General features: G+C 61.2%; 18 protein-coding genes. 5 read left to right on the top strand and 13 right to left on the bottom strand.

What is annotated here, in order from left to right; genetic code table 11:
- The first annotated feature begins 28 nt into the window (after positions 1–28).
- Both TERRO_RS00240 and arsB read left to right on the top strand, forming a co-directional pair.
- Positions 29–442, top strand: a complete 414-nt coding sequence (locus TERRO_RS00240; protein WP_014783971.1) for an ArsR/SmtB family transcription factor — start codon at positions 29–31, stop codon at positions 440–442.
- The gene (gene arsB / locus TERRO_RS00235) at positions 439–1518 is read left to right on the top strand and encodes an ACR3 family arsenite efflux transporter (protein ID WP_014783970.1); all 1080 of its coding nucleotides are present in this window, start codon (positions 439–441) and stop codon (positions 1516–1518) included. Before TERRO_RS00240 ends, arsB begins: the two co-directional genes overlap by 4 nt.
- Positions 1519–1533: 15 nt before the next feature.
- Here arsB and TERRO_RS00230 read toward each other — a convergent pair whose 3' ends face one another.
- The 4 genes from TERRO_RS00230 to TERRO_RS00215 form a co-directional block, all read right to left on the bottom strand.
- Positions 1534–3756 (bottom strand): sensor domain-containing phosphodiesterase, encoded by a 2223-nt coding sequence (locus tag TERRO_RS00230; RefSeq protein WP_014783969.1) that lies wholly within the window; start codon positions 3754–3756, stop codon positions 1534–1536.
- Between the two features lie 250 nt (positions 3757–4006).
- Positions 4007–5644 carry a M28 family peptidase gene (locus TERRO_RS00225; RefSeq protein WP_014783968.1) on the bottom strand — a complete coding sequence of 546 codons (1638 nt, stop codon included), beginning with the start codon at positions 5642–5644 and terminating at the stop codon, positions 4007–4009.
- A gap of 111 nt (positions 5645–5755) precedes the next feature.
- Entirely contained in the window at positions 5756–9001 is a 3246-nt protein-coding gene (locus TERRO_RS00220) for a TonB-dependent receptor (protein ID WP_014783967.1), read from the bottom strand.
- 371 nt (positions 9002–9372) lie between these two features.
- The gene (locus TERRO_RS00215) at positions 9373–11010 is read right to left on the bottom strand and encodes a M28 family peptidase (RefSeq protein WP_052313432.1); all 1638 of its coding nucleotides are present in this window, start codon (positions 11008–11010) and stop codon (positions 9373–9375) included.
- 520 nt (positions 11011–11530) lie between these two features.
- Here TERRO_RS00215 and TERRO_RS00210 point away from each other — a divergent pair.
- Positions 11531–14911, top strand: a complete 3381-nt coding sequence (locus tag TERRO_RS00210; RefSeq protein WP_245536173.1) for a TonB-dependent receptor — start codon at positions 11531–11533, stop codon at positions 14909–14911.
- A gap of 156 nt (positions 14912–15067) precedes the next feature.
- Here TERRO_RS00210 and tgt read toward each other — a convergent pair whose 3' ends face one another.
- The gene (gene tgt, locus TERRO_RS00205; protein WP_041592373.1) at positions 15068–16192 is read right to left on the bottom strand and encodes a tRNA guanosine(34) transglycosylase Tgt; all 1125 of its coding nucleotides are present in this window, start codon (positions 16190–16192) and stop codon (positions 15068–15070) included.
- A gap of 177 nt (positions 16193–16369) precedes the next feature.
- Between tgt and TERRO_RS00200 the strand changes: the two genes are divergently transcribed.
- The gene (locus TERRO_RS00200; RefSeq protein ID WP_245536172.1) at positions 16370–17071 is read left to right on the top strand and encodes a class I SAM-dependent methyltransferase; all 702 of its coding nucleotides are present in this window, start codon (positions 16370–16372) and stop codon (positions 17069–17071) included.
- A gap of 166 nt (positions 17072–17237) precedes the next feature.
- Here TERRO_RS00200 and TERRO_RS00195 read toward each other — a convergent pair whose 3' ends face one another.
- From TERRO_RS00195 to lpxC, 5 genes are all read right to left on the bottom strand, one after another.
- The gene (locus tag TERRO_RS00195) at positions 17238–17987 is read right to left on the bottom strand and encodes an SDR family NAD(P)-dependent oxidoreductase (protein WP_014783962.1); all 750 of its coding nucleotides are present in this window, start codon (positions 17985–17987) and stop codon (positions 17238–17240) included.
- A gap of 238 nt (positions 17988–18225) precedes the next feature.
- Positions 18226–18972: an SDR family NAD(P)-dependent oxidoreductase gene (locus tag TERRO_RS00190; protein ID WP_014783961.1), complete on the bottom strand. Its 747-nt coding sequence runs from the start codon at positions 18970–18972 to the stop codon at positions 18226–18228.
- Between the two features lie 155 nt (positions 18973–19127).
- Positions 19128–19451, bottom strand: coding sequence for an ArsR/SmtB family transcription factor (locus TERRO_RS00185; protein WP_014783960.1), 324 nt, complete (start codon positions 19449–19451; stop codon positions 19128–19130).
- A 13-nt stretch (positions 19452–19464) separates the two neighbouring features.
- A complete protein-coding gene (gene folK, locus TERRO_RS00180; RefSeq protein ID WP_014783959.1) occupies positions 19465–19932 on the bottom strand; it encodes a 2-amino-4-hydroxy-6-hydroxymethyldihydropteridine diphosphokinase in 468 nt (155 codons plus the stop codon).
- Positions 19933–19936: 4 nt separating this feature from the next.
- On the bottom strand, positions 19937–20875 hold the full coding sequence (gene lpxC / locus TERRO_RS00175; protein ID WP_014783958.1) for a UDP-3-O-acyl-N-acetylglucosamine deacetylase: 939 nt from the start codon (positions 20873–20875) through the stop codon (positions 19937–19939).
- Positions 20876–21035: 160 nt separating this feature from the next.
- Here lpxC and TERRO_RS00170 point away from each other — a divergent pair, with 160 nt between their 5' ends.
- A complete protein-coding gene (locus tag TERRO_RS00170) occupies positions 21036–22208 on the top strand; it encodes a M20 family metallopeptidase (RefSeq protein WP_014783957.1) in 1173 nt (390 codons plus the stop codon).
- A 189-nt stretch (positions 22209–22397) separates the two neighbouring features.
- On the opposite strand, the gene TERRO_RS00165 is transcribed toward TERRO_RS00170, so the two are convergent.
- The 3 genes from TERRO_RS00165 to TERRO_RS00155 are packed head-to-tail and all read right to left on the bottom strand — an operon-like array spanning position 22398 to position 24599.
- A complete protein-coding gene (locus TERRO_RS00165; RefSeq protein WP_014783956.1) occupies positions 22398–22958 on the bottom strand; it encodes a Maf family protein in 561 nt (186 codons plus the stop codon).
- A complete protein-coding gene (rpiA, locus tag TERRO_RS00160) occupies positions 22955–23659 on the bottom strand; it encodes a ribose-5-phosphate isomerase RpiA (protein WP_014783955.1) in 705 nt (234 codons plus the stop codon). The genes TERRO_RS00165 and rpiA overlap by 4 nt, the downstream gene beginning before the upstream one ends.
- 16 nt (positions 23660–23675) lie before the next feature.
- Positions 23676–24599 (bottom strand): D-hexose-6-phosphate mutarotase, encoded by a 924-nt coding sequence (locus TERRO_RS00155; protein ID WP_014783954.1) that lies wholly within the window; start codon positions 24597–24599, stop codon positions 23676–23678.
- Positions 24600–24604 lie beyond the last annotated feature (5 nt).

Genomic DNA, 24604 nt, shown 5'->3' with positions numbered 1-24604 from the left:
ACATACGTCAAGGCGTATACATAAATCCATGGCACGCACGAAACAGTTTGATCTGCCGCAGTTCTTCCAGGCGCTTGGCGATACGACACGTCTCAGGTTGCTGAACCTGATGGGCGAGCAGGAGGTCTGTGTCTGCTACTTCGTGGAGATTCTGGGTGGGCCGCAGCCAAAGATCTCGCGGCATTTGGCGTATCTGCGCAATGCGGGGATTGTGTCGGCGCGGCGCGAGGGTAAGTGGATGCACTACCGCATCGAGATGCCGCCGCATGCGGGTGCGGCGCAGGTGCTGCGACAGACGCTGGAGATGTTGAAGGACGATAAGGCGATGCTGGCGGATCGGACGCGGTTGGCGAAGGCGTGCTGCTCTCCTGCGCGGTATGCGCTGGATGGTGCGCCACTGCCGGTAGCGGTTGGCGAGTCGTGCTGTGAGGTGGCGCGATGACGCCGGTTACGCAGGGACGCGTGTGTGCTCCGGCGGCGCGGAAACAACTGTCGTTTCTGGATCGCTTTCTGACGCTCTGGATCTTTCTGGCGATGGCGATTGGCGTGGCCATTGGACACTTTGTGCCGGGGTCGGCTGCGTTTGTGAATCGGTTTCAGACGGGAACGACAAACATTCCGATTGCAATTGGCCTGATCGTGATGATGTTTCCGCCGCTGGCGAAGGTGCGGTACGAGAAGCTGGGCGAGGTGTTTCGGAACAAGCGGATCCTGGGGCTTTCGCTGGTGCAGAACTGGGTGATTGGGCCGGTGCTGATGTTTGCGCTGGCGCTGATCTTTCTGCGGGGAGAGCCGGCCTATATGCGCGGGCTGATCCTGATCGGCATCGCGCGGTGCATTGCGATGGTGCTGGTGTGGAATGAGCTGGCGGAGGGCGATACGGATTATGTCGCCGGGCTGGTGGCAATCAACAGCGTGTTCCAGGTGTTGTTTTATAGCTTGTACGCCTGGGCGTTTTTGACAGTGCTGCCGCGGTGGTTTGGGCTGGCGGGCAGCGTGGTGCCGATTGGCATTGCAGAGATTGCGAAGAGTGTGGGGCTGTACCTGGGCGTACCGTTTGCCGCGGGATTTGTGACGCGATACGTGCTGATTCGGGCGAAGGGCGAGGCGTGGTATCGGCTGCGATTTATTCCTCGGATCAGTCCCCTGACGCTGGTGGCGCTGCTGTTCACGATCCTGGTGATGTTTTCGCTGAAGGGCGACCTGATTGTTCGGTTGCCGCTGGATGTGGTGCGGATTGCACTGCCGTTGGTGATCTACTTCCTGATCATGTTCCTCGTGAGTTTCTGGATGGGCAAGAAGCTGGGCGCGGACTATGCGCAGTCTGCGACGCTTTCGTTCACGGCTGCCGGAAACAACTTTGAGCTGGCGATTGCGGTGGCAGTGGCGGTGTTTGGGTTGAACTCGGGCGAGGCATTTGTCGGGGTGGTGGGTCCGCTGATCGAGGTGCCGGCGCTGATTGCGCTGGTGAATGTGGCGTTCTGGTTGCGGCGGCGTTGGTTTGCGGGTGCTGTCTGAAGCCGGGGGCGGGCGCTATTGCGGGGTAATGCTGGCCCGGGTGTTGGAGAGGAAGTCGCCCATGGCGATGGGGCTTAGGGGGTGGGAGAGGAAGTAGCCCTGGCCGCTGTCGCAGCCCATCTCTCGCAACATGCTGAGTTGCGTGTTGTTCTCAATGCCCTCTGCGACGAGGGAGAGGTTGAGCGCGTGGCCGAGGGCGATGATGGAGCGAACGATGGCTGCGCTGCCTGCGTCTTCATGCATGTTCATGACGAAGCACCGGTCGATCTTGAGGGAGTCGAAGGGAAACTTCTGCAGGTAGGTCATGGAGGAGTAGCCGGTGCCGAAGTCGTCGAGATCGAGGCCGATGCCGATGGTCTTGAGGCTTTCGAGGATGAGGGCGGCCTGGTTGCCGTCGCGGATGAGCATGCCTTCGGTGACTTCGAGTTCGAGGCAGTGTGCGGGCAGGTTGTGCCGCTTAAGTTTTCTCTTGAGGTTGCTGAGCAGGTCGGGATCAGAGAACTGGCGGGCCGAGAGATTGACGGCCATGGAGGTTTCCGGCGAGATGAGGCCGGCGGCGCGCCAGTCAGAGAGTTGCTGGATGGCTTTGTGGAGCGTCCATCGGCCGAGTTGCTGGATGAGGTCGCACTCTTCGGCGATGGGTACGAACTCAGTGGGCGAGATAGGGCCGAGGGTTTCGTGGTTCCAGCGGGCGAGCGCTTCGAAGCCGATGAGGGTGTTGCTGGCGAGATCAAACTTCGGCTGGTAATGGAGTGTGAGCGCCTCCTCTGCGAGGGCTTCGCGGAGGTCCGAGGCGAGAGAGATGCGGCGCATGTACTGCTCGTGCATGCTGGCGGAGAAGACGGCGATGCGATGTTCGCTGGATTCCTTGGAGGTGTGGCGTGCGACCTCAGCGCGCTGCAGGAAGAGTCCCGCGCGGTTGCAGGAGGGATGTGAGACGGCGATGCCGATCTTTGCAGAGGTGCTGACGTTGTGGCCCTCGATCTCGAAGGGGTCTTCCAGTGCGGCGATGATGCGACGGGCGAGTGCGACGGCCTCTTCTTCGCCTTCACTGTGATTGAGGAGTATGGCGAACTCGTCGCCGGCGAGGCGCGCGATTAGTGCTCCTGGGATATCGCTGGCGAGGGCGTTGAGTCTGCCTGCGCATTCGACCAGAAGGAGGTCGCCGCCGGTGCGGCCGAGGCTTACGTTGACGCGCTTGAAGGAGTCGAGGTCGATGAGGAGGAGTGAGAAGCTGCCGTCTTCAAATGCGCCTGCGGTGGCAAACCTCTGATCGAGCGTGTGAAGCAGGGATGCGCGCGCGTGGAGACCGGTGAGCGGGTCGATGAATTTGCGGGCGGTGATGTCTCCGAGGGCACCCACGACGCGGAGAAGGTTGCCGGTGTTGTCGCGGACGGCGATGCCGCGATTGTGCATCCAGCGCCAGGTGCCGTCGGTGTGCGCGATGCGGTACTCGATCTCGTAATGGTCGACTTTGCCGTTGAGAAGCTGCGAGAGGTTCACGTTAGCCGCGGGACGGTCCATGGGATAGATGCGGTCGACCCAGTCCGACAGGGCGACGGTGCCGTCAACTGGCTGCTCACCTATAAGGGAGCGGAGACGGGCCGACTGGAAGATGGTGCCGGTGGCGCAGTCCCAATCCCAGATGCCTTCGGTGGTGGCTTGTGTGGCGAGCTGGTAGCGGGTGTTCGCTTCCTTGAGTGAGTTCTCCGCGCTGGAGATGCGAATGGGGAAGAGTCGCTCATCGAGTGCGTGGGTTGCGAGATCGGCGAAGCGGCGCAACTGGTCGATCTGCTGCGGTGTAAAGGTGTCGCGTGGGTGGACGTCAACGATGCAGAAGCTGCCGAGCGCTGCTCCCTCTCTGCCGATGAGCGGGCAGCCTGCATAGAAACGGACCTGCGGACCGGCGAGGACGGACGGGTTATTACGGAAACGCTTGTCTTTCGTCGCGTCAAGAACGATGAGTGGGTTGTTGCTGAGGATAGTGAAGGAGCAGAACGCTGTTGACCGGGGGCTTTCAGTGTAGGGAGTACCGTAGGCGGACTTGAAAAACTGTTTGTGCTCATCGATGAGCGTGATCAGGGCGATGGGTACGTGGAAGAGCGCAGCGGCCAGGTTTACAAGGTGATCGAAGGCGGGCTCTGGCGGCGTATCCATGACGCAATACTCGTGCAGTATCGCAAGCCGCCGCGCTTCGTCCGTTGGGAGTGGAGCCGGTTTGAACCCAAGGGTTTTCATGGGAGAACTCCACCGGCCCAGCGGACCGCATAGGAGATATTCGCTTTAGCAGACATAAGCGCGCAAATACGTTTTTTCGCGATATTGCCGTGTATTTCATCCGATCAACGGTTGATGTAGGTGGAGAGATTTAATCTCGGGAATTGTTCCATTTATGGTTCTGGTCGCTGGACCTATGGTGTACATGTCTAGCGGAATTAGAGAGGGTGAGGCCGAAGCCCCACCCTGTTCCCTTGATGTTGCGTGATGGTTAGAAGCCCTTTGCTTTGGGATCGGGTGCTGGTGTTTCGAGGCGTGGGAGCATGTCGGGCCGGGTGGCCGCGTTGTAGGCGAACCAGGCTTCGATCATGGAGCCCTGCATCACGTCACCCTTCTGTACGCGGTCGTAGAGATCCATGTTGCTGTGGTGGGTGCGGGTGCCGTACTCGAGCGGGTCCTGCATGAAGCCGACACCGTTGAGGCCGATCCATGAGAAGGATGTGGAGTCGGTACCGCCGGGTGCGGTGGTTGGACCGGCAGTGACGCCGGTGACGGTGGTGATCTGCAGGTCCTTGATGGGGGCGATCCAGGAGCGGAAGATGGCGGCGAGCTGGTCGTTGCCGAGGGCGGAGACACCCCGGAAGCGGCCGCTGCCGTTGTCGTCGTTGAAGTAGACGTCGAGCTTGTCGTACTCGGGTGTTTTGACCATGGTGGTGCGCGGCGCGAAGCGCTTCTGCACGTAGGCGAGTGAGCCGTAGAGGCCTTCTTCTTCACCGCCCCAGAGTGCGACGCGGACGGTGCGTGCCATCGGCTTCTTGAGTGTTGCGAGGATGCGTACGGCTTCCATGGCGACGGAGGATCCGGTGCCGTTGTCTGTAGCGCCGGTGCCGCCCTGCCAGCTATCGAAGTGGCCGCCAACCATCACAACTTCCTCGGGCTTGGTGGTGCCGGGGATTTCGCCGATGACGTTGAAGCCGTTCTGGTCGTCCCTCTGGTACTCGACCTGGATGTCAAAGGTGAGCTTTGGCTTTTCGCCGTGATCGAGCAGACGCACGACGCGGTTGTACTGCTCGGGCGTGATGGCGACCATGGGCGGGCCGACGGGATCGCTGGGGTTCTGCGAGCCACCGTACGAGCCGAAGACGGTGCCGCCGTCGCCGTTGTAGCCGGGTGTAACAGCTACGAGGACACCTTCCTCCTTGAAGAAGGTGTTGATCTTGTTGCGCAGAACCTGGCCGCTGGCGGCTGCGGTGGAGAAGGTGGAGGGTGTGATGTCGCCGGGGCGCGGTGCGGCTGCGTTTGGTGCGCCGCCGAAGCCGGAGCGTGAGGGATCCTGCGTCTGTGCGCGTGCTTCCACCTCGGCTTCGGTCAGACGATGGGCTTCTGCTTCGGTGTGGAGCGTGAGGGTGCGCGGCTCAAAGAAGAGGACGATCTTGCCCTTGAGTTTGCCCTTGTACTTGGCGAAATCGGCTTCGGTGTGGAGCGGCGCGAAGACTGCTTCCGACGTGACAGGGCCGTTGGTTCCGGGCGTCCATGCGAGCGGGAAGCCGATGAGTGCGGCGTATGAGGGGTTATCGAGCGAGCCGTAGTACTTCTTGATCTGCCAGCCGTAGCCGAAGGGTCCCCAGCTTTCGAGGTGGACATTCTGCAGACCCCACTCCTTCATCTGCTTCATAGCCCAGTCGGCGGCGGCGCGGTGGTTGCGACTGTTGTTCACGCGCGGGCCGTAGACCTCGCTGAGGTAGTAGAGGTTCTCCATAACCTGCGAGTGCTGGAAGGCCTGGTTTTTGATGGCGTTGAGCGCGACGAGATCGATGGGGTCGCCACCATTCTGCGCGTGTGCTGCGGTTCCGAGAGCCAATGCAGCCGCGCATGCGACCGCCGAGAGCTTGCTGGCAAAACGAATCACGGTGAGACTCACTTTCAGACGAACTTTGTACTGCGACAGAGAAAGGCCCGCTGCACCCTGCAGATGAGTGCAGACGACAGCGGGCCAATCGGTTTGAGAACGACTTCCAGGTTAGAAGCTGACCTTGAAGGCGAACTGCATGTTGCGTGGTTCACCCGGTCCAAGGCCAGGAGCAGAGGACGAGTTACGCGTTGCAGACAGGATGCCGAAGGACGAGCTGCTGAGCGTGCCGCTCGGGTTGGCAAAGTTTGCCTGGTTGGCAATGTTGAAGATTTCAGCGCGAAGTTCCGTGCTGATTCGCTCCGTGATCGGTGTGCGCTTGAAGAGGGACAGATCGACGTCGCCGAAGCCGGGTCCGCGGACGCTGTCGCGACGCTCGTTGCCGAAGGTACCGGTGGCGGGCGTGCTCCACGCAGCCTTCGTCATGTACGAGTAGGTACGCGTTGAAGAGGTGGCAGTGGTGACGCGTGGGACGTACGGCATGACACCGTCGACACGGTTCGGACGATCGCGGCTCGCTTCACCGGAACCACTGGTATTGGTACCCACGAGGATGTTGATGGGGGTGCCGCCAGCGAAGGTATAGAGAGCATTGACCTGATAGCCCTGCGTGAGGCGCGGTGCAAAGCTGGTGAACTTCGGCAGGGCGTAGCTTGCAAAGCCGGTCAGGGTGTTGCGCACGTCGAAGGTCGACGGGCCGTAATCCTGACGCAGGTTGAGGCTGTTCATCGGGGTTGTGGTGCTCGACGCAGTGTCAAGCGACTTGGCCCAGGTGTAGTACACGGTTGCCGAGAGGCCGTGATATGAGGCCTGCTTAAGCGATACCTGGAACGAGTTGTAGTTGGAGGTAGCGCCACTGTTTACCTGGTTGACCGCTGTCAGGTAGGGGTATTGTGCAGCAAGCGGGCGTACCCGATTGGCTGCGATTGGCGACACGGCGATCTGGTTGATGTCCGCCACATACGCCAGGCGACGCCCGACACTGCCGACGTAGGCAAAGGTCACCAAGGTGTTCTTGGCGAGCTGCTGCTCCACGTTGAGGTTGTAGTTCTGCATGTACGCAGCGCGGTAGTTGGGATTGACGGCAAGGATACCGAGCTGTGTCGTCGGCTGACCGTTGGCACCGAAGGCTACGCCAGAGGGAAATGTAGAAGTCCCGAAGGTATAGGAAGCACTCGATACGTTGATCGCTGCATTGGCATCTCCCGGGCTACCGAAGATGCCGGCGCTGGCGCCGTTCCCCACGCTGTTGTAAACGAACTGACCGACCGTGGGCTGATCGAAGAACCAACCGAAGGCTCCACGTACGACCGTTGCGCTCGAATCCTTGAACGGCGTCCAGGCAAAGCCGAAGCGCGGTGCAAAGTTGCTGAGGTTGCGCGAGTAGATCGGGGACTTGAAGTAACCGCGCTGCGGCGTGAAGTTATAGATGGAGTTGCGATCATCACTAACTGTGCCGGGGTAGCTCCAACGAAGACCGTAGTTGAGCGTGAGGCGGTTGGAGATTTTGAAGTTATCCGCGGCGTACGCGTCAATCGTGTTGACGATGTAGACGCGCTGCGGGTTGTTGCGCAGAATCTGCGCGCCTGCCGAGGTGCTGGTGGTTCCGGCGAGATAGTCAGCAACCTGCTTGGCTGTTGCGCAGAGCGACGTGGCGATGTTGGCCGTAGCGCATTCTGCGTCGGTGTACGGAACGATGGCGCCGCCGCTCAACTTGCCACCACCGCGCGAACCGTCAAAGGTGAAGGTGCCGCGACCGTTGACGTAGTAGAAGACATTCAGGTTGGCGCGGCGATATTCTCCGCCCAGCTTGATGTCGTGACGGCCCAGTTGATAGTGCAACTGATCCGTTACGTGGCCGGTTACGTCCTGACGGCCAAGGGGTGCAGTCGCACCCGTGTAATCAAACGATCCAACCTTAATCTGCGGAGCGCCCTTTGCCAAAACTCCCGAGAGACCAAGATTCAGGCCAACCGCCTGGACATCGAAGCTCTGATTTCGATCGTTAAAGTTCTGGTAGAAGGACGCCGCGGCAAAGGTGATCTGATTCACAAGCTTGCTCGAGAAGGTGCTGTTCTGCACGATCGAGAAGTTATGAATGTGCATGGGCGCGGACTGGAAGTAGTCGTCAAAGTGCGAACCTACGTCCGCCGACTGTGCGCCGGTCGTGCCCAGATAACGCAGCGAGAGCGTGTACTTATCGCTGAAGTTATGGTCCAACTTGATGAGTCCGTTGTAGCTGCTATAGGTGTTTCTGCCGTTGGAGACGTACTGGTTAGAGAAGCCAGTGGAGGTGCGGCTGGCCGCTGGGAAGAGCAGAGTGTAGAGGTTTGTCGATACGGGGTTAACCGCTACGCCGTGTGCCTGCAGCAAGCGCGTGCCAGCGGTGATCCAATCATTGTTTAGAACCGTGTCGGAAAGGCTGTTGTTCGCGTTGGCGATCTGAATTTCGCCGGCAAGGAAGAGGAAGGTCCTGTCCTTGATGATGGGGCCACCAAGGGTGAAGCCACCCTGGTGATTTCGGATCTGGGGGATGCGGCTGCCTTCCGCGACTGACGGGCTAAGCCACGCGAAGTATTCGTTACGGTCGTAATAGAAGACGTCGCCGTGGATCTTGTTGGTGCCGCTCTTGATCACCATGTTGCTGTTTGCGCCGCCGTTGCGACCCATGTCCGCTTCGCCCGCCATCTGCATGGAGAACTGGTCGATGGCTTCGATCGGGATGAGGCCACCTGCGACTCCGGCGATGCCGCCTTGGTTAGAAGCAACGGCATTCGACCAGGGGTCGTTGTTGTCCGCGCCATCAATCTGGAAGTTCACACCAGCGGTACGCGAGCCGTTGACGGTGTTACTGTAGGCGCCGACGCCCGCAGACAGCTTCGTCATCTGGGTGAAGTTACGGCCGTTAAGGGGAATCTCCTGCACGGACTTCGAGTCGACAACCGCAACGAGCGAGCTGTTTGTCGTGTCCAGCGTAACTCCGGCAGCCTGCACGTCGACTACCGTGGATTCCGAGCCGACCGACAGCGCGATCTGCTGGTGGTTCACCTTGGAGATTTCGATTGCGACGTTATCCAGGTTTTTTGCGGAGAAGCCAGGTGCGCTCACGAGCAGCCTGTACTTGCCGACTGAGAGTTCCGGGAAGCTGAAGTCACCAGCGCCGTTGCTCTTGCTGGAGAGAGTTTCGTTTGTCGCTGGGTTAGTAAGCTGTACGGTTGCGTTGGAGATCGCAGCACCAGTCGGGTCGGTGACCGTTCCAGAGAGCGTTCCGCGGAACGTCTGCGCTCCGGCGACAGTCGATCCGATCAGGACCGCGGTCGCCGCGAGTGAAAGTCTTTTGGGCCTCGAAAGAAACATGTGGTGCTCCTGTCGGCCTATTTCAGGTACGACGCGGCGTCCCCGCAGATACAGGTAGACCGCGATCCCCACAAGCTGGTCGTCAAGCTTACGGATCTGCCCCGAAACGGCTGAACTTTTAAAGGTTTGTAATGACCACACAATATATCGCTCAAAACTCGGGCGCAAGAGCTACTTTTGCGTTCGGGACGGGCTGTTGCAACGTATTAGGCAAAATGTCCTACTCTGGGAAAGAGTTTGCGGCCATGTGCACAGCTTGCGGTGCTTCGTTAGGCAAACGAATCAGTCCCCTGAAGATGGATGACTGTTTGAAGGCATAAAAAGGGGTGAGGCCCAAGCCTCACCCTTTCCTGTTGTTCTGTTGCGATGGGTTATTCGTGGCCCTTCGCGTTTGGATCGGGCGCGGGGGTTGGGATGCGTGGAAGCATGTCGGGGCGGGTGGCTGCGTTGTAGGCAAACCAGGCTTCGATCATGGAACCCTGCTGGACGTCCGGCTTCTGGACGCGGTCGTAGGTGTCGGCGTTGGAGTGGTGGGTGCGTGTGCCGTACTCCAACGGATCCTGCATGAAGCCGATGCCGTTCAGACCGATCCACGAGAAGGCCGTGGAGTCTGTCCCGCCGGGGCTGGGCGTGGGGCGGTATTCCGTGCCGCTGACGGCGACGATGTGCTGGTCCTTAATGGGTTCGATCCACGACTTGAAGATGTCGCCCATCTGCTTGCTGCCGCCGGCGGAGACGCCACGGAAGCGGCCGGAGCCGCCGTCGTCATTGAAGTAGACGTCGAGCTTGTCGTACTCGGGTGTTTTGACCATGGTGGTGCGTGGCGCAAAGTGCTGCTGCACGTAGGCGGTGGAACCGTAGACGCCTTCTTCTTCGCCGCCCCAGAGAGCGACGCGGACGGTGCGGGCCATTGGCTTCTTCAACGTGGCGAGGATGCGGACGGCTTCCATGGCGACGGCGGATCCAGTGCCGTTGTCGGTGGCGCCGGTGCCACCCTGCCAGCTGTCGAAGTGGCCGCCGAGCATGACGACCTCATCCTTCTTGGTGGTGCCGGGGATTTCGCCGATGACGTTGAACGCGTCGGTGTCTTCCTTCTGGTACTCGACCTGGATATCGAAGGTGAGCTTGGGTGTGATGTTGTGCTGCAGCAGGCGGACGATGCGGTTGTACTGCTCGGCCGCGATGGCGACGATGGGCGGCGGGACGGGCGCCTTGGGATCTTCATTGCCGCCGTAGGTGCCGAAGATGGTGCCACCGTCGCCGTTGTAGCCGGGGGTGAGGACGACTGCGGCGCCCTCTGCCTTCATGTAGGCGTTGACCTCGGCGCGGAGGGCGGAGTTCTTGGAGCTGGCGAGGGCGAGCGAGGTGGGCGTGTAGGTCCACGCGCCTTCCCCAGGACGGCCGCGGCCGCTGGGGTCACGGTCGGTCAAGGGATTGGGAGGGCCTGCGGCTCCGCGGCCGCCAGGACCGAAGCCGCCGCGCGGATTGCTGGCGCGGGCGAGGATCTCTTCGTCGGTGGGCGAGGGCTGCGCGTCAGCGCGGGTGTGCAGCGTGAGGACGGCCGGGTCAAACATAAGGACGATCTTGCCCTTCAGTTTGCCGTGGTATTTGGCGAAATCTTCCTTGGAGTGGATGGGCGCCCAGATGGGCTCGGCGGTGATCTGGCCGTTGGTGCCGGGGGTCCATGCGAGCGGGAAACCCTGGATGGCGGCATAGGCGGGAGATTCCATGGCGCCGTAATACTTTTTGATCTGCCAGCCGTAGCCGAAGGGCCACTTTTCGAGGTGGACGTTCTGGAGACCCCACTCCTTCATCTGCTTCATGGCCCATTCGGCGGCGGCGCGGTGGTTGCGGCTGTTGTTCACGCGCGGGCCGTAGACCTCAGACATATAGAAGAGGTTCTCCATAACCTGCGAGTGGTCGAAGGCCTCGGCCTTGATGGCGGCGAGCGCCTGCAGGTCAACCTTGTCTCCGGCGGCTTCCTGGGCGATGGCTGCCTGCCCAAACATGACTACTGCGGCCAACAGAGCGGCCGTCCCCTTGATCCCCAAACGTTTCACTTGCACTTTCACTCTCCGGGTTGCTGACGCAACGCCTCCATGCGCGAAGCGGCCGGCGCGGAACACCGACGGCTTGCGACAAGTTAAAAGGCGATGGTTCGGGAGACGCGGGGATGCGTTCAAAAGACGCATTCGTTTGCGCGTGCTGGGTGCGACTCGGTTGGTTTCGAGAACTAACGTAATCAATGAGTTGAGTACTTGCGCTGTCACTTTGTAAAGAATGCTGCAAATGTTGTGCAGAACGCTTCTTGAGTCGTTTTTTCTTCGCAATTGAGTTGCATTGTTACGCGTAGTTGAATACGGTTGCATTATCTCGACAATCCAGATGTTCTGTCGTCCGGAACCATGCGTTTTGTACTGATCGTCAGTGCATACGGGTGAGGTGTAGCACCTGAAGGTATGCCCTTCTGCGCGCGGATGCCCTTGTTTCGGCCGGCCCTAGCAGCAGCAAAGGGAGAGCACTATGAGTATGTATTCGAAGAGGTCGCGGCTTGGGCTCGTTAGCTCTGCCGTACTTGTGTCCAGCATGGTCGCTGGCGCACAGACCTATCGCGGTGGTATTGGCGGAACTGTCACCGACTCTACGGGCGCAGCGATTGCTCACGCCAAGGTTGTCCTCACGAGCACCGACAACGGTTCGGTTCGCGAGACGGAAACCACCTCCACCGGCGACTACGTTTTCCAGGATCTGCAGGTCGGTACTTACTCCCTCACGATCTCTGCTGCTGGCTTTGGCGACACGACGCTGAACAAGATCTCCGTAAATCCGGGCGCCGTGACTCCTGCAGACCCCAAGCTGTCGGTTGGCGGGACCCAGGTCACGATCGATGTTGCGACCGATACGAACTCCGAGATTCAGACTCTCTCTTCCGCGAACAATGCAGTTGTGAGCAGCAAGGCTGTCTCCGAGATTCCGCTGAATGGCCGCGACTTTACCCAGCTGATCAAGCTGGCACCTGGCGTCAATGGTGCGGGTTCGGTCAATGGGACCCGGACCAACCAGAACAACTATCAGTTGGACGGCGCGGACAGCAACGACATCTGGCAGAACAACACGGCAGCGAACCAGGGCGGCGTTGGCCCGATCGCAGGTGTGACGATTCCCGTTGAGTCGATTGACCAGTTCGCCGTGCAGTCGTCCGGCAATGCCGATGCAGGACGTAACCCCGGCGGCACGATCTCGGTCAGCATCAAGACGGGTACGAACAGCTTCCACGGTTCTGCCTACTACTACACGCGTAACGAGTTCTTTGCCGCTCGCGATTTCTTCCAGGCGGACAGCTCGCGTAAGCAGAAGACGCGGAACCAGCAGTTCGGCGGATCCCTCGGCGGTCCGATCATGAAGGACAAGCTGTTCTTCTTCGTGAACTACGAGCGCCAGAAGTATGTCATCCAGCTTCCCAGCTCGAACGCGACGGAACCTGGTCTTGCTTACGTCAACTTGGCGACGGCCCTGCTCCAGAAGCACGGCTTCACGGTAAACCCGCTCTCGCTGAACCTGTTGCGCAACCTGTACCAGGGCGGCCTGAACCCCAGCCTGGCCTCGACACCGAACAACTATGTTGAGCAGACGCCCCGCGTTGGTTACAGCGACAACGTGATGAGCAACTTGAACTACATCATCAACTCCAAGCAGACGCTGCGCGTACAGGCCTTCATCGGCACCGGCCGCCAGGTGGAGCCGGGTGGCAATACCTCCTGGTACTTCCAGGCTGCTCCGGATATCAATCAGAACTTCTCGATTTCCCACAACTGGGCTGTTACGGATCACTTCTCGAACCAGTTGCTGGCTGCCGTCGGTGTCTTTAACCAGACCTTCAATGACAACCGGCACGACTTCAACATGCCGGCTCTGGGCCTGAACACTGGCGTCACGAATCCTTCGCTGTTCGGCGCTCCCACGATCACGATTGCGGGCACAACGGCAGGTTCCAGCTTCGACGGTATCGGTTCCACTCAGCCGCTCGGCCGTAAGGACTACACCGGTCACATCACGGACTCTGCCACCTGGGTCAAAGGCGCGCACCAGTTCCGCTTTGGTGGTGAGTACCGCCGCAACTACATGGACATCCAGTACCAGAACGGTGTTCGTGGCAACTTTGCGTTCCCCGGTACGGCTTCGGCCAACATGGTGCTGGCTCCCGGACAGACGCCGTACAGCAGCAACGGTTCTACGGCGACCGTGTTTGCCGCTGACAGCGATGTAAACCCTGGTAGGCAGACAGAAGTACTGGGACTGGCCGACTTCCTTGCTGGTAACTTCAGCTCGGCATCGATCATCACCGGCAACCTGCGTCGCGATCTGTACCGCACGGATCTGGCATTCTTCTTTTCAGACCAGTTCAAGCTGACCCAGAGGCTGACACTGAACTACGGCGTTCGCCATGAGTACACCGGCGCCCTGTCGTCCACGGGACGGCTCTCGGTATGGCGTCCTGGTGCGGCGAACACGACCGCGAATGGTCTGCTCCGCGTTGGCAACTCCGGCTTGCCTTCGGTGTATAACCCGGGCAAACTGCACTTCGCTCCTCGCGTCGGCTTCAATTTCAATCCGACCGACAAGCTGGTCATTCGCGGCAACTGGGGACTGTACTTTGATGCTCCTCCGTTCAACGGCTTCGGCGACAGCGCTCCCGGCTTTGTGGGTGCAACGGCTCGCGGTGTCCAAGCGAACCCGATCGACGGCGTAGCGAACGTATCGCTGAACGGCGTGAATCAGTGGCAGACCGGCGCACCGGTATTTGCCAATGCAACGCAGGCAGCGACGGTAGGTCTCTTCTCCGTACAGCCAGACTTGCACATGGCATATGCGCAGAACTTTGGCCTGACGACTGAATACCAGGTGAGCCCTCGCACCGTCTTCACGCTGGCTTACAACGGTTCGCTCGGAACGCACCTGTACATCATGCAGGATGCGAACCAGGCAGCACCGTGGTCGCCATCGGCACTAGGAACCACGTCCGGCGCAGCGACGACCGCACCTTCGACGGCCTCAACCGGTTGCGCGAACGCAGCGAACGTTGCTAATACGAACTGCCTCCAACGTCGTCGTCCCTCTTTCAGCGCCTTGCCTGGTGTCGGTTCCGTGGTTCAGGTGTCCAGCAACGCGATGTCCAATTACCACTCGCTGCAGGCCAGCCTCAAGGCCAACAGCTTCCACGGTCTGACCAGCCAGATTTCCTGGACCTACGGTCACTCCCTGGATAACGGCTCGGGCTTCCGCAGCACCGGCCCGACCGACTCCACCAACCTGCGCCTTGACTACGGACACGCTACCTTCGACGTGCGCCACACTGTCAACGGTTATGCCGTGTACGAGATCCCGGGCTCACATGTCCTCCCCATCCTTACCAAGGGCTGGCAGGTCAACGCCTTCATGACCTACTACACCGGCACCCCCTTCTCCATCACCGTCGGTGACACCACCGGTATCGGTATGGCGAAGGATCGCGTTAACTACAACGGTGGCAACTACAAGACTGGCAGCTCCGATGTCACCCTGCGTACGGGCACGACGACGAAGATCGTGCAGTACTGGGTACCTCTTGCGCAGTCTCCGTTCACCGCTCCTGCAGCCGGATCGCATGGCAACAGTGCTCGCGATCAGTTCCGCGGACCGAACTTCTTCACGCTGGACTCGTCTCTCGTGAAGAACACCCGGATCCACGAGGGCGTCAGCCTGCAGCTGCGTGCTGAGCTGTTCAACGTGTTGAACCACCTCAACATGGCGAACCCGACCACAACCTACAACTCGGCCAACTTCGGTCAGGTTACGGCCGGTCGCTACGCCACGGCGATCTCATCGGGCGCGCCGTTCAACGTACAGTTCGCAGGCAAGCTGGTCTTCTAACTTGCTGCAAAACCGAAACAAAAAGGCCGGGGGCTTTGCCCTCGGCCTTTTTGTTTGTCACGTCCTGGGAAGTCCTTCAAGGGGAGGAGCACCGATTCCACTCGCTTATCTTCTGCCCTCTTCTTGTACCTGGTTCTTGCTGCAGCGAGGCCGGCTCTACAGCGACCCGTCGCGCAGATGCCGCATGGTCTCCAGGTAGAAGTGGAGGTTGTGGACGCTGGCAAGGGTTGCCGCTAACGGTTCGCCGGTGTGAAAGAGGTGGCGGAGGTAGGCGCGGGAGTAGCGGCGGCAGGTGGTGCAGTTGCAGGTGGGGTCGGCTGGGCCATGGTCTTCTGCGAATTTCTTGCCGCGGATGTTGAGGCGGCCTTCGCTGGTGAACATGAGGGCGTGGCGGGCGGCGCGGGTGGGCAGAACGCAGTCCATCTGATCGACGCCCATCTTTGCGTACTCGACGATCTCGTCGGGGTAACCGACGCCCATGACGTAGCGCGGCTTGTCCTTTGGTAGCAGCTCTAGCGTGTGGGCGATGATCTCTCGCGTGACCTCTCGGGGTTCGCCGACGGCGAGGCCGCCAATAGCGTAACCGTCGAAGCCGTTGCCGTTGGCGTCACGCATCTCGGTAAGGCGTGCCGCGCTTTCAGCGCGCAGGTCTTTGTACATGCCGCCCTGCACGATGCCGTAGAGGTTCTGGCGCTGGCTGCCGAGCTCTGCGAACCAGGGAACGTTGTGCGCGTTGGCGTGGAAGTGTTCCAGCGATCGCAGCGCCCAGGCGTGGGTGAGGCCCATGCTGTCGCGGGTGCGCTCGTAGGTTGCCGGGTGCTCTGTGCACTCATCGAAGGCCATGATGATGTCGGCGCCGAGTGCGATCTGGACGTCGATGGAGTGCTCGGGCGAGAAGAAGTGCTTGGAGCCGTCGAGGTGCGAGCGGAACTCGACGCCGTCGGGCGTGATCTTGCGAAGTGCTGCGAGCGAGAAGACCTGGAAGCCGCCGGAGTCGGTGAGCATGGGCCGAGGCCAGCTCATGAACTTGTGCACACCACCCGCGCGGCGAATGAGGTCATGGCCGGGCCGCAGGTAAAGGTGGTAGGTGTTGGCGAGGATGATCTCGGCGCCGCGGCCGTCATCGCCCAGCGTCTCCAACGTGTCCTGCGGGACTGCCTTGACGCTGGCGGCGGTGCCGACGGGCATAAAGACCGGCGTCTGGACGGAGCCGTGCGGCAGGTGTAGGGTTCCGCGGCGGAGGTTGCCGTGCGTGTTGTGAATCTCAAAGCGTAACGACATCACCTTTGATTGTAGAGACGGCGGCGGATGCCCGGGGCTGAAGCACCTTCTAGACGGCGTACGATTCAGGCGCCTGAAAGCCCCTGCCTTCTCCCTGCTCATCACACATTCCTGCCACGGCGTTGTCTTTCTTCGCGTCCAACGGTCATGACTTTCTCACGATCTCTTCTCGCGTTGGTGTTCCTTGCAGGCTCGATTCACGCGCAGACACCGCAGGCGCAGCGGCACACGAGCGCGCCGTATGCGGGCGACCTTTCGATCTTTGAGGAGCCGGGACGCGAGGAGAAGCTGCAGATCAACCGCGTGATGGACATTCTGCACATCACCCCGGGTAAGGCGGTCGCGGACATTGGCGCGGGTGGCGGCTGGTTCTCGGTGCGGGCGGCGCGGCGTGTGGGTGAGGGTGGCAAAGTGTATGCCGAAGACATCAACCCCGCGGCGGTGAAGGCGATCGATGCTCGTGCGGCGAAGGAGCATCTGCCGCAGGTCAAAGCGGTGCTTGGCACGACGGACGATCCCAAATTGCCGGAGAAGTCAGTGGATGCGGTGCTGATGCTGAAGGTGTATCACGAGATTGCGGAGCCGCTGGGCTTCCTGGCGAAGCTGAAGCCTGCGCTGGCTCCGGGTGCGCGCGTTGGGATCATCGATCGCAATGGGACGGGCACCGATCATGGGTTGAGCAGAGCATTTTGGAGAAGGAGATGCGTGAGGCGGGCTTCCGCGAGGTGGAGCACTATGACTTCACCAAGGCGGATGGGCAGGATTATTTCCTGGTGTTTGAGGTGCGTTGAGGGGAACTGGGGCCATGTCTCATGGAGTCGGTCCGTCGTTGTGCGTTTCGGTGACCAGGACTGCCGGATGAATAGACTTCAGCTCTGAGGTTCAGCTTCCCTCATATTCCGAAGAGAAGCTAAACCTCAGCGGCTGAAGCCGTTTCATTTCGCAGGGTCGGTGGCACAGCTAAAGCTGTGCCCTTCCGAGTCATTGGCCTTTGTGCGCGAGCGGCGGACGTAGGTCCTCCTTCTTATTTGCCGCGGTTCCAGTGTTAGCGCGCGCCGCCGGAGACCTTGACGATCTGTCCGGTGACCCAGCGGGAGTCGTCCGTAGCGAAGAAGACGACGGCGGCTGCGATGTCATCGGGCTGGCCGGTGCGACCGAGCGGCGTCTCTTCGACTGCCTTCGCCTCGAACGGGCTGCCGATGAAGCCCTTGCTGATGGCGCCCTCGGTAACGACCATGCCGGGGCTGACGCTGTTGACGCGGATCTTGCGTGCGCCGAGTTCCTTCGACAGCGACTGCGTGATGGTGTCGACGGCGCCCTTGGTTGCGCTGTAGACGGCGCCCTGTGCGGGTGCGAGCGTTGCGACGACAGAGCTGATGTTGATGACTGATCCACCCTCGGCCGGGAAGAGCGGCAGAGCGGCCTGCGTGGTCAGCAGCAGACCGAGAACGTTGACGTTGAACTGTGCGTGGAAGTGCTCGGGCGTGATGGCCTCGATCGGTGCGAAGTCAAAGACACCTGCGTTGTTCACAAGGATGTCGATCTTGCCGTAGGCCTTCCTGGTCTCGTCGATCAGCTTGGTGATCTCGGCGGGTTCGGCTACGCTGCCGCCGATGGCGACGGCCTTGCCGCCGGCCTTGGTGATGCGGTCGACGACGGTGTCTGCACCGGACTTGGACGATGCGTAGTTCACAACAACCGAAGCACCTTCGGCTGCGAGATGCTCTGCGATGGAAGCGCCAATGCCCTTCGATGCGCCCGTTACAACTGCTACCTTGCCGCTCAGCTTACCCATATCATTTCTCCGTTGTGTGTCATGCCGCCTTGGACTTTTTGACAACCATCCAATGGATGGATGCGGCGTACCCAAGGACTCCGAACATTTCGATGCACATCAAATTGTGCACAACCGGTGGTTTGCACTGTCATCCGCAGTCTGTTGCGGACTGCATAGATGTGGCGGTGGACGCGCAACCGAAGAACCTCCAGCGTGGCAGATTCTTCGGTTGCCTATGTGTGCCGTCCACAGCGGGTTAGGTGCGGGCGCCGCCGGCTACCTGCACTGCTTCGCCGGTGATCCATGCGGAGTCGTCAGAGGCGAAGAAGGCCACGACCTTACCGATGTCGGTGGGCTGGCCGACGCGGCCGAAGGGCGTCTGCGCGACGACAGCCTTCTCGAAGTCCGAGCCCATGAATGCTGCCGTGCCTTCGGTTGATACGAGTCCAGGATTGACGCTGTTGACGCGGATATTTTTGGGGCCGAGTTCGCGGGCGAGAGCGAGCGTGATGTTGTCGACTGCAGCCTTCGTTGCGCCGTAAACAGAGCCGTTTGGCAACGCAGCACGACCGACGACGGAGCTGATGTTGATGATGTTGCCGCCCTCCGGTCCAAACTCCTTCACGACGGCCTGCGTGGTCAGCAGAAGGCCGAGCACGTTGAGGTCGAAGTGGCGGTGGAAGTGTTCGGGTGTGATGGCTTCGAGGGGCAGCATCTCGTAGACGCCGGCATTGTTCACGAGGATGTCGATCTTGCCGTAGGCCTTCTTCGTCTCGGCAACAAGCGTGTCGATCTGCTCGGGCTTGGAGACGTCTGCGCCGATGGCGACGGCCTTACCGCCGGCCTTGGTGATGCGGTCGACGACGATGTCTGCGCCGCTCTTCGACGAGGCGTAGTTGACGACGACGGCGGCACCCTCTGCTGCAAGATGCTCTGCGATGGAGGCGCCAATGCCCTTCGATGCGCCCGTTACGATTGCTACCTTGCCACTCAACTTACCCATGTGAATCTCCATTCTGTGTCCTGTCCATTCGGAACAGTTCGACATCCATCGAATTGATGGGGTGGCGACGCAGAAGGATTCGGAAACATTTTGATGCACATGAAAGTGTGCGTTCGGGCAGCGGATTACAGCGCGATGAACGATGCGTTCAAGTGTCAGGCGGCGAAGGACTTGAGGTGCGCCAGGTAGCTCTTCCATGTTTTCTTGCGGAGTGTTGCGCGAACCAGTTTGCCGTCGCGCCGGGTCTCGATGAGGCCCGCGGTTTCGAGCTGTTTCATATGGTGCGACAGCGTCGCCGGGTTCATCGTCATGGCGGTGCGAAGGTCCATGCAGGAAGTGCTTTCCGAACAGGCGATCATGCGCAGGACTTCGACGCGGCGCGGATCGGCCAGGGCGCGGCTGATGGCGTGCATGGCTGCAGCGTCTTCCGCGATGGTGGTGGCTGCGGGTTTCTCCGGCTTGTCTTTCTTTTTAGACATCGCTTGCGCGTGATTATACGGCTGGGTCGGCCGCTGCAAGCAATTGTGCGATGGTGCGGTGGAGCAGCGGATGCGTCATCGCGGGGGCGATCTCTGCCAGCGGTTCGAGGACGAAGCGGCGCCGGTGCATCTCGGGGTGTGGCAGCGTGAGTTCGGGTGTGGCGAGGATGACGTCTTCGTAGAGCAGCAGGTCCAGGTCCAGGGTGCGTGGGCCTTTTTCGATGCCGTGCGAGCGGTCGCGGCCATGCTGCTTTTCGATGTGCAGGAGGGCGTGCAACAGATCGATCGGTGCGAGCGTGGTCTGGAACAGGGCTGCGGCGTTGAGGAAGCGTGGCTGGTCGGCGTAGCCCACGGGGTCGGTGTCGTAGTCACTGGATCGGGCGATGACTTCGCCGTGTGCGGCAAGGGCGCGGATGGCGGAGGCGAGCGTTGCTGCGCGGTCGCCGAGGTTCGATCCGAGTGCGATGGCTGCGAGGGGCAAGCTGCTAGGCGTGGGCCGGCGTAAGGCCGAGGCCGTGCAGGGAGGAGACGCTTTCGGACTCTTCGTCAAACTCCGGTGCCAGCTCCCATGCGGAGCGGTCTTTCAGGAGTTTGCTGACCAGTGCGGTGTGCATGGCGTGGCCGGCGCGTTCGGCGACGACGCGGCCCTGGATGCGGCGGCCGGCGAGCGCGAGGTCGCCGATGAGGTCGAGTACCTTGTGGCGGACGAACTCGTCGGGGAAGCGGAGTGGGCCATTCTGGACTTTTTTGCCGCCGATGATGATGGCGCAGGTGTCGTCTGCGCCGCGGATGAGTCCCATGTTGCGCAGCATGGGTTCGTCTTCGCGGAAGCCGAAGGTGCGGGCAGGTGCGATGAGGTCGGCATAGGCACCGGTCTCAAGATCGCCGAGGAAGCGTGACGAACCGATGGGTGCGGGGAAGTCGATCCGATAGTCGATGCCGTAGCCCTTGCCGGGGTAGACACCGATGAACTTCATGCCGTCCTTGGACGCCTCGGTGACTTCGACTGCCTTGAGAATGCGGAGATACTCGCGGCGGCGGCGCTGGCGCTTGATGCCTGCGGACTGGAAGGCTTCGACGTAGGGCAGCGAGGAGCCGTCGAGGATGGGCACTTCGAGGTTGTCGATCTCGACGATGACGTTGTCGACGCCGTAGCCGATGAGGGCGCTGAGTAGGTGTTCGGTGGTGGAGATGAGGACGCCCTGGCGCATGAGCGAGGTGGCGTAGGAGACTTTCGCCACGTTGCGGCCGTTGGCGGGGATTTCAAAGTTGTCGAGGTCGGTTCGGCGGAAGACGATGCCGGATCCGGCGGGTGCGGGCACCAGCCGCATGGAGACGGGGGCGCCTGAGTGCAGGCCAACGCCGGCGAAGCTTACCGCTTCTGCCAACGTGCATTCCGTATGTGCCTGCCGACCCAAGGGCAACCGCGCTCCTAACCTTCAGAAGGGCTGCAACGTGGGGCGCGCTGCAACCTAACGAGCGTTAGAGTACACCCGTGGTTCGCGGTGCAAGTGTTGCGGATTTGCCACAGTTATCGGTTTACATACTCCGAAAGAAAATTACGCGAGACGTACAATCGAGCGCATGTCTGGGCTTGGGAATGACCTTCGGGAGTCAGTAATCGCCGGTGCGGCGCGGTGGCAGGATCGCCTGCGAGAGCTGGTTCTGGTGGAGTCGCCGACGGAAGATGCGGCTGCGGTAAACCGTGCGATGGACCTGGCGGCGGGCTGGGCAGCGGCGATGGGTGCGCGCGTGGTGCGGCATCCGCAGACCGGCTTTGGCGATGTGGTGGAGCTTTGGTTCGGCGCGGGCTCCGCTAAACCGTTGATGCTATTGGGCCACCTGGATACGGTTTGGCCCATGGGGACGATTGCCGGCATGCCCTGGCGGCAGGAGCCGGACGCCGAAGGACGCGTGCGGCTGTGGGGTCCGGGTGTGCTGGATATGAAGGCTGGCGTCGTGATGGCGATGGCTGCTGTGGAGGCGGTCCTTGCGAACGGCGGGTTGCCGCGGCCGGTGGTTCTGCTGCTGAACCCGGATGAGGAGACCGGCTCCGAGGTTTCGCGTGGGCATACGGAGCGGATCGCTCGCGGATGTGAGGCAGTGTTTGTGCTGGAACCGGCACAGGGGCTGCCGGGGTCGGCAGATAATGCCGCTTACAAGACGGCTCGCAAGGGCGTTGGGGCCTACCGGTTGGACGTGACGGGTGTGGCCGCGCACTCGGGCGTGGACTTTCAGCGGGGGCATTCGGCTGTGCTGGAGCTGGCTCGTCTGCTGCAGAAGGTGGCTGCGTTTACCGATCTGCCGACCGGATTGACTGTGAACCCTGGGGTGATCGGCGGGGGTACGCGTTCAAATGTGGTGGCGGCGCATGCGTGGGCTGAGGTGGATGTCCGGATTGCTCGTGCTGAGGATGCCGCGCGTGTGGATCGGCTCTTTCAGGCGCTGACGGTAGAGGATCCTGCGTGTTCTCTGCGGGTGAGTGGTGGGATCAACCGGCCACCGATGGAACGTGGCGCGGGGACGGTTCGGCTCTTTGCGCAGGCACGGTCTTTGGCTGAGGGTCTTGGGTTCTCGCTCGATGAGGCTTCGACCGGTGGCGGATCCGACGGGAACTTCACGGCGGGGCTTGGGATTCCGACGCTGGATGGGATGGGCGCCGTGGGTGAGGGTGCGCATGCGGCGCATGAGAGTTTGTTGCTGGATGCGCTGGTGCCGCGGACGGCCTTGCTGGCTGCGATGATCGCTTCGACGTAGAGGTTCGGCAAAGGTGGAGCATTCGCACGAGCGCGGAACGTCGTATCCGTGAGGAAGAAGCACCTTTCTGGACTGTCCGTCTGGAGCGGACATCGCGAAAGCTCAACCTCAGCGGCTAAAGCCAGCATTCCATGGATGTCGTGTTGGCACAGCGGAAGCTGTGCCCTTCCACGTCATCTGGATTCTTACCTACCGCACCAACTTCAGCAGGGATGCGAGTTTTGCCAGCGGCAGGCCGACTACGTTGTTGTAGTCGCCCTCGATGTGTGGGATCCATTGGGCAGCGATGCCCTGGATGCCGTAGGCTCCGGCCTTATCCATTGGCTCGCCGGTAGCGACGTAGCCAGCAATCTCGGCGTCGGTCATGGCCGTGAAGAAGACATTGGTCGTCTCTGCGGCGACGTGGGTTTCTTCGCCGGTGAGGACTGCAATGCCGGTCGTCACCTGGTGTGCACGGTTGCTGAGCAGCCGCAGCATGCGTGCCGCGTCCGTTGCATCCACGGGTTTGCCGAGCAGATCGCCGTCGACTTCGACGGTAGTGTCTGCACCGATGATGATGCTCTCCGGATGCTTTACGAGGACGGCGCGCGCCTTCGCTTCGGCGAGACGCAGCGTGTAGGTGCGATGGTCTTCACCGGGCAGCGGTGTCTCGTCGATGTCAGCCGTGACGACGGTGAAGTCGACGCCGATCTGTGCGAGCAGTTCGCGACGCCGTGGCGATTGCGAGGCGAGGATGATCGGCTTGCTCACGACAGATCCGACGGCATGACTTCGCGAACACCGTCTTCACCGGCGATGATGGCGCGTTCGGCCATGCCGAGGAAGAGGCCGTGTTCGACGACGCCGATGATGCTGCGGATCTCCGCGGCGGTCTCCTCTGGATCGACGATGCCGGACGATGTGCAGTCGAGGAGGATGTTCCCTTCGTCGGTGATGTAGTTGCCGCTGCCGTCCTTTGCCTGCCGGATCTTCGGGGTGAAGCCGAGGTCGCGAAGCCGCGCGTCGACGAGCGGCACCGCCATCGGTATGACTTCAATGGGCAGCGGGAAAGCGCCGAGCTGCGCGACGAGCTTGGTATCGTCCGCAACGATTATGAAACGTTTGCAGGCGCTGGCCACGATCTTCTCGCGCAGCAGCTTGCCGCCGCCGCCCTTGATGAGCGACATTGCCGGACCGATCTCGTCGGCACCGTCAATTGCGACATCGATCACCTGGTGCTTCGTGAAGTCGGTGATGGGAATGCCGAGGCTGCGCGCGAGGTTTTCACTGTCCTGCGAGGAGGCGATGCCCTGGATCCTGAGGCCCTGCTTCACCCGCTCGCCCAGGAGCTGGATGAAGAGGGACGCAGTCGATCCAGAGCCGAGACCGACGACGTTGCCCGGCTCGACGTAGCGCAGAGCGTGCTGCGCTGCGGCGAGTTTTGCGGCTTGCTGTGCAGATGCTTCGGGCATGGTCACTCCTTGGATCTCAACGCTTTTTGTCGGTCAGACGAACCGTGGTGCTCATGCCATGCGTGGCGCCAGGCGCGAGCGTGATGCGGTCGTCCATGGCATTGACGGCCTCGACGCAGATGAAGTGCGTCCAGCTATCTTCCGCAAGATCCGGCAGGCCCGGCGTCAGGACAGTCCAGGGGTTCCAGATGACGGTCGTCTGTGAACCTTCCTTGGCGATGTGGATCTGCCGGTTCGTGTCGTGGATGGTGAGCGCTTCAGCCGTTTTGACATGCACCTGGTCGACATCGCGCGTGAAGCGGAAGAGCGACTCGCGCTGCACCTTGCGGATCATGTCATCGCGCTTGTCGAGATAGGTGCTGCCGCGCAGACCGTCGAGCAGGACCTCTTTGACATCGTCCACGGCGAAGTAGGTATGGAAGCCTTCTTCAAAGACCATGGGCTCTGCGCCGCGGTTGGTCACCGTAATGGCCATGTGCAGCTCTGCGCCGATACGGAAGTCCATCTTCGTCGCGAAGTGGTCGTAGCCCAGTGAGCGCGATGTTTCGTCGGGCGGGAGCGAGAGCGTGATGTGCACGTCGCCGTTGGGATCGAGGTGCGTGCGTTCCAGCGTCCAGACGGTAACGCGTGCAAAACCGTGCATGGGCGAGGTGACAGCGACAGCGTCTGCGTTCCAGCGCGGTCCGAACCACGGGAAGAGGACCGGGATGCCACCGCGAATGGGCTTGCCCGGCGCCAGCGCGGATTTGGGCGAGAGATAAAGGACGGGGCTCTGGCCGGTGGGCGTCCACTGCGTCAGGTGCGCGCCCTGCAGATAGAGCGTGGCCTCAGAGGCGGACGTGGCGATGCGGAGCTTCACCATGCCGGGCTCGTCTTCGTGGAAGGTGACGTGATCGCGGATGGCGAAGTGCTCGTTGAGTTCGGCGATGGTTTGCGACATGCCCT

Source organism: Terriglobus roseus DSM 18391, assembly GCF_000265425.1.
In the GTDB taxonomy this organism is placed as follows: domain Bacteria; phylum Acidobacteriota; class Terriglobia; order Terriglobales; family Acidobacteriaceae; genus Terriglobus; species Terriglobus roseus.
Note: the sequence above shows the minus strand (reverse complement) of the source record. Positions and strands in the feature narration are given on the sequence as shown.